General features: G+C 70.1%; 11 protein-coding genes and 1 pseudogene. 9 read left to right on the top strand and 3 right to left on the bottom strand.

Translation table 11 applies throughout. The features are described 5' to 3' along the window. Positions 1 to 224 (bottom strand): transposase (locus ACFU6I_RS40180; RefSeq protein ID WP_384376873.1); only part of this gene is annotated, 224 nt, incomplete at its 3' end. A gap of 342 nt (positions 225 to 566) precedes the next feature. On the opposite strand from ACFU6I_RS40180, the gene ACFU6I_RS40175 reads away from it, so the two are divergent. After that, entirely contained in the window at positions 567 to 899 is a 333-nt protein-coding gene (locus ACFU6I_RS40175; RefSeq protein ID WP_384376870.1) for an MFS transporter, read from the top strand. Here the strand turns inward: ACFU6I_RS40175 and ACFU6I_RS40170 are convergent. Further along, on the bottom strand, positions 809 to 1,036 hold the full coding sequence (locus ACFU6I_RS40170) for a TetR family transcriptional regulator (RefSeq protein ID WP_384376867.1): 228 nt from the start codon (positions 1,034 to 1,036) through the stop codon (positions 809 to 811). The two genes, ACFU6I_RS40175 and ACFU6I_RS40170, sit on opposite strands and share 91 nt — an antisense overlap. Before the next feature lie 67 nt (positions 1,037 to 1,103). Here ACFU6I_RS40170 and ACFU6I_RS40165 point away from each other — a divergent pair. Next, positions 1,104 to 1,253, top strand: a pseudogene (locus ACFU6I_RS40165) (SUMF1/EgtB/PvdO family nonheme iron enzyme); the annotation flags it as partial. Here ACFU6I_RS40165 and ACFU6I_RS40160 read toward each other — a convergent pair. Next, the gene (locus ACFU6I_RS40160) at positions 1,250 to 1,864 is read right to left on the bottom strand and encodes a nuclear transport factor 2 family protein (RefSeq protein ID WP_384376864.1); all 615 of its coding nucleotides are present in this window, start codon (positions 1,862 to 1,864) and stop codon (positions 1,250 to 1,252) included. The pseudogene ACFU6I_RS40165 and the gene ACFU6I_RS40160 overlap by 4 nt on opposite strands. A gap of 361 nt (positions 1,865 to 2,225) precedes the next feature. Here ACFU6I_RS40160 and ACFU6I_RS40155 point away from each other — a divergent pair, with 361 nt between their 5' ends. From ACFU6I_RS40155 to ACFU6I_RS40125, 7 genes are all read left to right on the top strand, one after another. Beyond that, complete coding sequence (locus ACFU6I_RS40155; RefSeq protein ID WP_384376861.1) at positions 2,226 to 3,845, top strand: ABC transporter substrate-binding protein; 1,620 nt, start codon at positions 2,226 to 2,228, stop codon at positions 3,843 to 3,845. 250 nt (positions 3,846 to 4,095) lie between these two features. Then, positions 4,096 to 5,064, top strand: coding sequence for an ABC transporter permease (locus tag ACFU6I_RS40150; RefSeq protein WP_376343957.1), 969 nt, complete (start codon positions 4,096 to 4,098; stop codon positions 5,062 to 5,064). Then, a complete protein-coding gene (locus ACFU6I_RS40145; protein ID WP_384376857.1) occupies positions 5,057 to 6,091 on the top strand; it encodes an ABC transporter permease in 1,035 nt (344 codons plus the stop codon). Before ACFU6I_RS40150 ends, ACFU6I_RS40145 begins: the two co-directional genes overlap by 8 nt. Next, on the top strand, positions 6,088 to 7,101 hold the full coding sequence (locus ACFU6I_RS40140; RefSeq protein ID WP_384376854.1) for an ABC transporter ATP-binding protein: 1,014 nt from the start codon (positions 6,088 to 6,090) through the stop codon (positions 7,099 to 7,101). Before ACFU6I_RS40145 ends, ACFU6I_RS40140 begins: the two co-directional genes overlap by 4 nt. Further along, the gene (locus ACFU6I_RS40135) at positions 7,098 to 8,105 is read left to right on the top strand and encodes an ABC transporter ATP-binding protein (protein WP_384376851.1); all 1,008 of its coding nucleotides are present in this window, start codon (positions 7,098 to 7,100) and stop codon (positions 8,103 to 8,105) included. Before ACFU6I_RS40140 ends, ACFU6I_RS40135 begins: the two co-directional genes overlap by 4 nt. Then, positions 8,102 to 9,337: an NADH:flavin oxidoreductase gene (locus ACFU6I_RS40130; protein WP_384376848.1), complete on the top strand. Its 1,236-nt coding sequence runs from the start codon at positions 8,102 to 8,104 to the stop codon at positions 9,335 to 9,337. The genes ACFU6I_RS40135 and ACFU6I_RS40130 overlap by 4 nt, the downstream gene beginning before the upstream one ends. A gap of 73 nt (positions 9,338 to 9,410) precedes the next feature. After that, on the top strand, positions 9,411 to 10,321 hold a 911-nt coding region (locus tag ACFU6I_RS40125), incomplete at its 3' end, for an amidase (RefSeq protein ID WP_384376845.1).

Here is a 10,321-nt window from a genome sequence, read left to right as displayed (position 1 = left end):
GCCTCGAACACGCCGGCGTCCCGCCACTGCCGGAACCGGTTGGAGACGGTCGACCAGGCGCCGAACTCCCGCGGCATCTCCCGCCACTGCCCGCCCGTCTTGAACCGCCAGATCACCCCCTCGAACTGCTGCCGCAGCCGCTCGGGGTACGGGCCGTACTCGCCAATGGGCAGGTACGGCTCGATGAACTCCCACTCTTCGTCAGTCAGTTGCACTCGCGTCATGCAAGAACATCTACCGGTCCAGGCCCCGCCGCGAGGGCGAATCCCACAGATTGATCACGACTCGATACGCGCCCTAGCCGGGTCCTCCGCGCACCGTGAGGCAGCGGATTCCGCGGTGCATCGGACAACGAGTGACGAGTCGGCCGACTGGGTCGTCGTGGCGGTTCTGGCACGCCTGAGGGTAAACGCGTCCCTACTGCAGACGTTCATCCGGTCGGCGATCCCGGACCTCCCGCGGCTCCTCGACACCGACCCGGCGGGGCGCGTCGTGGGTGCTGCTCGCGGCGCCGCGGCGATGCCGGTCGGTGGACGACTCGGGACATCGCTGGCAAGCGCCGGCTCTTGGGCGCGTCGCTGCTGGCTCTCGGCCTCGGGTCCATCACCTGCGCGCTCGACGGCTCGCTCGAGCTCGTCGTCCTCGGCCGGGCGCTGCAGGGAGTCGCTATCGGCGTCGTACCGTTCGTGCTCAGCATCCTGCGCGACGTCCTCCCGCCCGCGCGAGTGCCCGCGAGCGCCGCCACGATCAGCGCGATGCTGGGCATCGGCGGGGCGGTGGCCCTGCCGCTCGGCGCCGTGCTGATCGATCACCAGAGCTGGTGTTCGATGTTCTGGGTCTCTGCCGCCCTGGGCGTGGCCTGCCTGACGTGGTGTCCGACGCGGTCGTCCGTTTGGTAGTGCAGCGCTGAGTTGTTGGACTGTCCCGCGGCGCGGTTGATGTCGCGCAGGTTCACCTGCTCCATACCCTGCGCCGCGAAGACCTTCGTGGTGGCATCGAGCAGGCGCTCCCTGGTGGCTGTCGCGTCTCGTGCCATGCCGGAATTCTAAAGGTGCAGGGGGGTGGTCCCCGTGCGCCGCCGGGGTCGGACGGAGTCGCGGTGGGGCGCTTCCTACCTGTGCCATGCGTCGTACTGCGACCGCTACCGGGTGGCCGTCAGGTCCGCCAGCACCCCCGAGTCGGCATCGGGAAACCTCGGATTCCGGTGCGCCCAACAGTGCCGCCGCCGGTTCCTCGTGAGCGAGATGCGTTAAAGGTTGTATTCACCCTGATTCCGGCGTGACTGTACTCCCCGTTTGCCAGCCACGTCGGCGGACGGTGTGCTGGCAGGCAGGGTCACCCGGCAGTGCCCTGACCCGGCGCCGGCGCGGAGGGCAGCCGGCCGGAGCACTGTGAAGTCGCCGATCTGGATCTGCATGTCGAACTCCCGGCGGCTCAGCCGCCAACCGTTCTCGGTGCGCACCCATCGGTCGTCGTACTCCCCCATGCACTCGAAGAACTTGCCCTGCATGGTCTTGGCCCCCACGTGATGGACACGCGCGTAGCTGAGACTCCGGGCACGGTCGCCCTCAATGGTCACCCGCTCGTTGCCGAGCAGGTGCTGGGTCGGGCCGCAGCCGCCGAGGTGGTCCTGCATGATGGCCAGGATCTCGTCGACCCCTGTCCTGCCGTACCCCGTCCCGTCGGGGGTGAAGGTGTCCCGGATGGTGTCCCAGTCGCGGGCGTCGATGGCACTCTGCAACCGGTGGAGCTGTTCGAGTACAGCCACTCGATCACGCAGCGAGCCCTCATCGGCTGCCTCCCCGCTCTCCAACTGCCGCAGCCTGCGCTCCAGCAGGGCCAGTCGCTCGTCGATGCCGCTCATGGGGTTCACTCCCTGTTCAGGTCGGCCGGCCCACGATGTCGCTCGTACCTGTTGCGGCCTTTGTAGTGCGAGGGCGCCACACCGCGCCCGACAGGTCCCGCTCAGCGGGTGACCGTGAGTCGCGTTTCTGCTGAACCGACTCCTCGTACGGCTCTGCCGAACACCCCCGAATCGGCATCAGGGCGGCTCGGACACCGGTGCGTCCACCGCGTCGCCGTCGGCCGCTCCCGGTCAGTGGGATGCGCCACGGCGGCCGGATCTCGCTCACCCTAGCGTCCGCCCCACACCGCACGGTCCCGATCCGCATTCCGCCCTATACGTCCTGAAAAGGCTCCACGCCCCGCGAAAACCGGAGGAAGAAATGCAGCGAGCATCACGCGTCCGCACCAGTCTCGCCGTCGCCCTCGTCACCGGAGCGATGCTCACCTCGGGGTGCGCCTCCCCGGCGGGCGGCAAGACCGGCAGCGGCAAGAAGACGGCAGCCGAGCGTGGCCGTTACCAGTTCGGGCTCATCGGCAAGCAGCCCGACGCGGGGAAGCCGGTCCGCGGTGGCACGCTGAACTTCGCCGACTACGCCGAGGCCCGCAGTCTCAGCCCGGCGGTCACCTTCGCCACAGGCGCTTCGGGTGGCTCCGCGATGGCGGCCGTCTACGACGTGCTGGTGCGCTACAACACCGAGACGAAGAAGTACGAGCCCTGGCTCGCCCAGTCGCTGGAGAGCAACAAGGACGCCACGACCTGGACGCTCAAGCTCCGCAAGGGCGTCAACTTCTCCGATGGCACGCCGCTGAACGCGAAAGCCGTCGTCGACAGCATCACCTGGTACCAGACGAACAAGGGCGCAGACACCGTACTGCTCGCGCCGAACATCGCGGGGATGAAGGCGACCGACGACCTCACCGTCGTCTTCACCATGCGCACCTCCTGGGCCAAGTTCCCCGCCATGCTCGCCCAGGCCGCCGGCATGATCGTGGCCCCGGCCGCCTACGCGGGCAAGGAGTTCAAGCCGATCGGCGCCGGTCCCTTCACGCTCGACCGGTACGCGCCGCAGGAGGAGATGGTCCTCAAGGCCAACACGAAGTACTGGAAGGGCAGGCCGCACCTCGACGCGCTCCGGTTCTACTGGCCGCAGTCGGACGAGGCCAAGCTCGACGCCCTCAACGACGGCTCCGCGGACGTGACCTACATGCGCGGCCCCGACGTGGTCGACAAGGCCGTCAAGCAGGGCCACCCGGGCGAGTTGACGCTGACCGCCATGGGCAATGTGATCAACATCAACAGCAGTGCGGGCCGCCCCGGGCACGACGTCCGGGTGCGCAAGGCGATCGCCCTGGCCCTCGACCCGCAACTCGACGCCCAGCGGAGCTACAAGGGCAAGGGCCTTCCGGGCAAGGAGTTGTTCCCGCCCGAGTCGCAGTGGCACTCGACGGTCAAGCCCCTCGGCGTCGACCTCGACGAGGCGAAGAAGCTCGTGACGGAGGCGAAGAAGGACGGCTTCGACGGCACCGTCAGCTACATGGACGGCACGGACCCCGTCTCCCGGGCCAAGGCGGTCACCCTCAAGGCCATGCTCGAACGCGTCGGGTTCACCGTGAAGCTCGACCTCGAGGCCTCGATCGCGGACCGGGTGAAGAAGACCTACGTCGACCACGACTTCGACCTCAGCCGCGGCGCACTCAGCGTCTCCGAGGGCAACCCGTACCACCGCCTCCAGAACGCCCTGAACTCGAAGAGCTTCGGGAACCCCGGACGCTATGCCGACCCGAAGATGGACGAACTGCTCACGAAGCTGCACGCCGCGGTGACCGACGAGCAGACGCAGAAGGCCCTCGACGGCATCCAGACCCTCGTCAACGAGACGGTGCCGCTGGCGAATCTGGGCGCCAGCGCGGGCTTCACGGCCTGGGGCAAGAACGTGCACGGCATCGTACCCACCGAGGAGTACATGGCGCTGTTCGGAGAGGCCTGGATCAGCAAGTGATCCCCACACCCCGGCGGCGGTCGGGCCGCCGCGAGGCCACGACGGCCTTCCGGCCCGCCCGCACCACCGATGCACCCGCCGACGACGGCCGGACCGGGCCCGGCGCACGGTCCGCGACCGGGCGACGGCCACGGGGTCCCGGTCACCGGGACGCGTCCCGGCCCGGTCACCGGGACGCCCCTAGCGTCACCTCGATGTGGAGCGGCTCTCATCGGCCCGTCCGCAGGCACCACGCAGATCAGGAGGAAGCATGAGTCTCGCCGCGGTGTACAGGCTGGCACTGAGGGCCGCCGAGCTGGTGGGCGTACTGCTCATTGTGAGCATCGGGGTCTTCTCCCTGGTGACCCTGCTGCCCGGTGACCCCGCGGTCGACATTCTCGGAGCCGGGCACCCGCCCTCGGCCTACGCCGATCTGCGCCATGAGCTCGGCCTCGACCAGCCGCTCCTCACCCGCTACTTCGACTGGCTGGGCGGTGTCCTCCACGGAGACCTGGGCCGGTCGGTCGTACCGCCGCAGAGCGAGGTGGCCTCCCGGGTGCTCTCCGCGCTGCCCGTGAGCGTCGAGATCGCGGTGCTGGGGCTGCTGATCGCGCTCGTCGTCGCCGTACCGCTGGCCATGTGGTCGGCCTACCGCGAAGGCGGCCGGGCCGACCGGATCATCAGCGCCGGTACGTTCGGCGTGCTGTCGGTGCCCAGCTTCCTGGCCGGACTCCTGCTGGTCCTGGTGATGGTCACCTCGCTCGGCTGGTTCCCGCGGTCCGAATGGGTGCGGCTGGGCGACGGGGACCTGCTGGGCAATCTGCACCACGCCTTCCTCCCGGCACTGACCGTCGCCCTGGCGGAGCTCGCGATGTTCACCCGGGTCCTGCGCGGGGACCTGATCGTCACACTGCGCGAGGAGTACATCCTCGCGGCCCGGGCCAAGGGGATGGCACCGCTGCGCATCCTGGTCTCCGATGCCCTGCGTCCCTCGTCGTTCTCCCTCGTGACCCTGCTCGGCCTGAGCCTGGGCCGGCTGATCGGCAGCACCGTGATCGTGGAGTACCTCTTCTCCCTGCCCGGCATGGGGTCCCTCGTGGTCAACGCCGCGAACCAGGGGGACTACCCGATGGTGCAGGGTGCCGTACTCGTCATCGCCGCCATCTACGTGGTGATCAACGCCGGTATCGACTTCTCCTACGGCTATCTCGACCCGAGGACGCGACGTGTCCATGTCTGACATCGCTCCGCGCACGCGGACCGCCTTCCCGCTGCCCCTGCCGACCGCGGTGGCGCTCGTCGTCATCGGCCTCGGCCTGACGGTGTTCGGCGCCACGACCACCACACTGATCGCACCCGTGAAGGCGGCGCTGGCGCTGACAGGCATCGGCCTCCTGCTGAACGGTGTCTCACGCCTGGGCAAGGCCTGGGCCGGGCCCGGATTCGACGCGGTGTTCTGGTCCGCCGCGAGCTGGCTCGTGCTGCTCGGCCTGGCGATCCTCCTCAGCCCCTGGCTGCCGCTCGCCGAGGACCGGGACGTGGCGGCCACCGTCACCGAACCGACCTTCGCGACCCCGGCGTTCACCGGACCCCACCCGCTCGGCACCAACGGCTTCGGGCTCGACCTGCTTGCCCGGTCCCTCTACGGCGCCCGGTCCTCGCTGCTCATCTCCCTGTCCGCGGTCCTCGTCGGAACCATCGTCGGCGCCGTGATCGGGCTGGTGGCCGGCTACTTCCAGAAGACGGTGGACCGGGTGGTCGGCATCGCGACGAACTCGCTGCTCGCCGTGCCCCCGCTCATCCTGCTCATCGCGCTGGCGACCGTGCTGGAGCCGAGCCTGCGCAACGTCGCGCTCTCCCTGGCCCTGCTCACCGTTCCGGGCATGGTGCGGCTCAGCCGCGCCACCACGGTGGCCTACACCAACAGGGAGTTCGTGATCGCGGCCCGCGCGATGGGCGCGAAGCATTCACGGATCATGGTGCGCGAGCTGCTGCCCAACGTACTGCCGCCGATCATGTCCCTGGCCATCGTGATGATCTCGGTACTGATCGTCGCCGAGGCATCCCTCAGCTTCCTCGGACTGGGCATCCAGCCGCCCGAGCCAACCTGGGGAAACATGATCGCCGAGGGTGAGGGGCACGTCTTCGAGGACCATCCGCACATCGTGCTGGTGCCCGGGGCCTTCCTGTTCCTCACCGTTTTCGCCTTCAACATCGTCGGTGAGAAGGCTCGCCGGCGGTGGGACCCCCGGAGCGTGAAGCTGTGACCACCCCACCCCTGCTCGACGTCAGCGACCTGCGCACGGTCTTCCACACCCCGCGCGGAGAGATGCGGGCCGTGGACGGTGTCTCACTGTCCCTGTCCCCGGGGGAGACCCTCGGCATCGTCGGGGAGTCCGGATCGGGCAAGTCCGTCCTCGGACGCACCGTCATGGGCCTGATCAGCAACGGGCCCGGCACCTCGGTCTCCGGATCCGTGCTCATCGGCGGCAAGGACGTCCACGCGCTCACACCGCAGCAGCGGCGCGGTCTGTGGGGCACCGAGGTGGCCATGGTCTTCCAGGACCCGATGACATCGCTGAACCCGGTGAAGAAGGTCGGCACGCACCTGTCCGAGAGCGTGCGCCTCCACCTCGGCCTGAGCCGCGCCGAGGCCCGGGACCGGGCCGTCGACCTGCTCCGGCAGGTCGGCATCCCCGAACCGTCCCGGCGGGCCGGGCAGTACCCGCACGAACTCTCAGGCGGCATGCGGCAGCGGGTCGTCATCGCGATGGCGCTGGCCTGCGCTCCGCGCCTGCTCATCGCCGACGAGCCGACCACGGCGCTCGACGTCACGGTCCAGAAGCAGATCCTCGACCTGCTGCAGGCGCTCGGCAAGCAGCTGAGCATGGCGACGATCCTGATCAGCCACGACCTCGGCACCGTCGCCGGACGGGCGGACCGGGTCGCGGTGATGTACGCCGGCCGCATCGTCGAGCACTCCGACACCGCGTCGGTGTTCGACAGCCCCCGGCACCCGTACAGCCAGGCACTGATCGCCTCGATCCCGCAGCTGGACACCCCTCCGCACACGCTGCTGCCGACCATCGAGGGCCGGCCCCCGAACCTGTTGTGTCCGCCGGCCGGCTGCCGCTTCGCCGCCCGGTGCGGCTTCGCCACCGACCGGTGCGCGGACGAGGCCCCCGAACTCGTTCCGCACAAAAGCGCCGACGGCGTCGGCGGCGTCGCCTGCCACTACCCGCTGGGTGTTGCCACTGCCGAGGAGGCCACGGTATGACCGCGAACGGTGCCGTCGCTCAGACGCCGCGACGGCGCGCGCTCACCGCCGAGAACCTGGTCGTGGAGTTCCCCGTCGGCGGCGGCCAGAAGGTGCATGCCGTCTCCGGGGTCAGCCTCGAACTGGCGGCTGGGGAGACGCTGGGGATCCTCGGCGAGTCCGGCTGCGGCAAATCCACCGTCGGACGCGCCCTGATCCAGCTCCCGCCCCCCGATTCGGGCACCGTCAGCCTCGGTGACGTCCGGCTCGGCGGGCTCCGGCCGGAGGAACTGCGCAAGGCACGGGCCCGGATGCAGATCATCATGCAGGACCCGGTTTCCGCGCTGAACCCGCGCCGGAAGGTGAAGGACCTGGTGTGGGAGGGCCCCGCCATCTGGGGACACGACGGCTCCGACAAGGACGCCAGGGTCGACGAGGCGCTGCGGGCCGTCGGACTGGACCCGGAGACCGTGCGGGACCGCCGCCCCCACGAGCTCTCCGGCGGACAGTGCCAGCGGGTGTGCATCGCCCGCGCGCTGATGCTGGACCCGGAGGTCCTGATCTGCGACGAACCCGTCTCCAGCCTCGACGTGTCCGTGCAGGCCCAGATCCTCAACCTGCTGGAAACGACCACCCGGAGCCACGGTCTGAGCATGGTGTTCATCGCCCACGACGTGTCCGTCGTGAAGAACATCAGCGACCGGGTGATGGTGATGTACCTCGGCAGGACGTGCGAGGTACTGCCGTCGGACGGAATGCACCTGGAAGCCGTCCACCCCTACACGCGCCTTCTGCTCGCGTCCCTTCCCGAGGCCCAGCGCAGCGCCCACACCGACGACGCGGTCGAGGTGAATGCGGCGGCCGAGCTGCCCTCGCCGCTCGACCCGCCATCGGGCTGCCGGTTCCGCACCCGGTGTCCGCTCGCCACCGGCCTGTGCGCGGACGAGGTGCCCCGGCTGCGGGAGATCGGGGCCGGGCACCGGGTCGCCTGCCACCACGTCGAGTCAAGGAGGAACACCAAGTGACGAACACCGAGACCCCCGAGGCCCCCGAGGTACTCGCCCCCGCAACCCTGGGGCCGGTCCAGCTGCGCAACCGGATCATCAAGGCCGCGACGTACGAAGGTCTCAGCCACAAGTCCCTGGTCACGCGGGACCTGGTGGACTTCCACGTCGCCTACGCCCGCGGCGGCGTCGGCATGACGACCGTGGCCTACTGCGCGGTCGCCCGGGAAGGACGCACCGACCGGCACCAGATCCACTGGACCGACGAGGCGATGCCCGGCCTGCGCAAGCTCACCGACGCGGTGCACGCCGAGGGCGCCGCGGTCTCGGCCCAGATCGGACACGGCGGCCCCGTCGCCAGCCCCAAGGGGAACGGCCTGCCGGCCCTGGCACCGACGAAGCACTTCCACGCCACGACGCTGAGCTGGGCCAAGGAGACGACGCTCGACGACATCGCACGCATCACCGACGCCCACGCCGAGGCCGCCCGCCGCGCCATCCAGGCCGGTTTCGACGCCGTCGAGGTGCACCTCGGCCACAACTACCTCGCCAGCTCGTTCCTCAGCCCCCGGATCAACAAGCGCACGGACACCTACGGCGGGAACCTGGAGAACCGCGCCCGGTTCGCCCGGGAGATCATGCGGGCGGTCCGCGACGCGGTCGGCGACCGCATCGCGATCATCGCCAAGATGAACATGGACGACGGCGTGCCCGGCGGATTCTGGCTCGACGAGGCGATCCCGGTGGCCCAGTGGCTCGAACAGGACGGCACCGTCGACGCCCTGGAGATGACCGCCGGCAGCTCGCTGCTCAACCCGATGTACCTCTTCAAGGGCGACGCACCGCTCAAGGAGTTCGCCGACGTCATGCCGCAGCCGATCAAGCTCGGCGTCAAGCTGGTCGGCAAGCAGAAGCTGCGCAGCTACCCATACACCGACGCCTATCTGCTGGAGGACGCCCGCCAAATCCGGGCCGCGGTGAAACTGCCGATGATCCTGCTCGGCGGAATCACCGGCAAGCCGGTCATGGACCTCGCGATGCGGGAGGGCTTCGAGTTCGTGGCGATGGCCCGGGCACTGCTGCGGGAGCCCCACCTGGTGAACCGGATCCAGGCCGACGCCACCACCCCGTCCCTGTGCATCCACTGCAACAAGTGCATGCCGACCAACTTCACCGGCACCCGCTGCGTCCTGGTCGACCGCAGCACCACCCGGCGTCAGGACTGGGGCCGGCCCGCCGGTTACGTGTCCTGAGGCGCGCCGCCCGCGGACGGGCGTCCTGACCAGCGAGCGCGAGAGCTCGGACAACACAGCTGAGGAGGGGCCGATGACCGGCAGTTGGGACGCCGTGGGGACTGCAGCGGCGGTCAGGAGCGGTGAGGTGGACGCCCGCGCCGTGGTGGAGGACGCGATCGCCCGCATCGAGCGGCTCAACCCCCAGTACAACGCGGTGATCCACACCCGGTTCGACCGGGCCCTGGAGGAGGTCGACGCGGGGTTGCCCGACGGGCCGCTGCGCGGCGTACCGGTCCTGATCAAGGATCTCGGTACGGACGTCGCCGGCCTGCCCTCGACCGGCGGCAGCCGCCTCTTCGCCGAGGGCCTCGCTGCCCGCGACAGCGAGCTCGTGGCCCGCTACCGGCGCGCCGGGATGGTCGTGCTCGGCACCACGAACACCCCTGAACTGGGGCTCAACGCCAGTACCGAGCCGGCGCTGTTCGGCCCGACCCGCAATCCGTGGAGCACCGCCCATTCGCCGGGCGGCTCCAGCGGCGGGTCGGCCGCCGCGGTGGCCTCGGGGATGGTCCCGGTCGCGCACGCCAGCGACGGCGGAGGGTCCATCCGCATCCCGTCGGCGGCCTGCGGTCTGTTCGGTCTCAAGCCCAGCCGCGGCCGGGTTTCCCCCGCACCGCGGCCCACCACGCTGTCGGGGCTGGTCTCCGCGCATCACGCCGTCACCACCACAGTGCGGGACAGCGCCCTGCTCCTCGACATCGCAACGGGACCACTCCCGGGGGACGCCTACGCCGCCCCCACGCCCGCGGACTCCTTCGCCGCCGTCGCACGGCGGGAGCCCGGACGTCTGCGGATCGGACTGATCACCGCCCTGCCGGACGGCCCCGAGGTGCATCCGGAGTCGGGGGGCGCGGGGGGGGGGGGGGGCCGCCCGGGGGCGGGGGGGGCCGCAAGTCGCCCGGAAGGGCTAATCGAGTGCCAGAGAGGCCTACTGTCCTATTA

Origin of the sequence: Streptomyces sp. NPDC057486 (assembly GCF_042802415.1) — a bacterium.
Lineage (GTDB): Bacteria > Actinomycetota > Actinomycetes > Streptomycetales > Streptomycetaceae > Streptomyces > Streptomyces yanii.
This window is presented reverse-complemented; position numbering and strand designations above follow the sequence as displayed.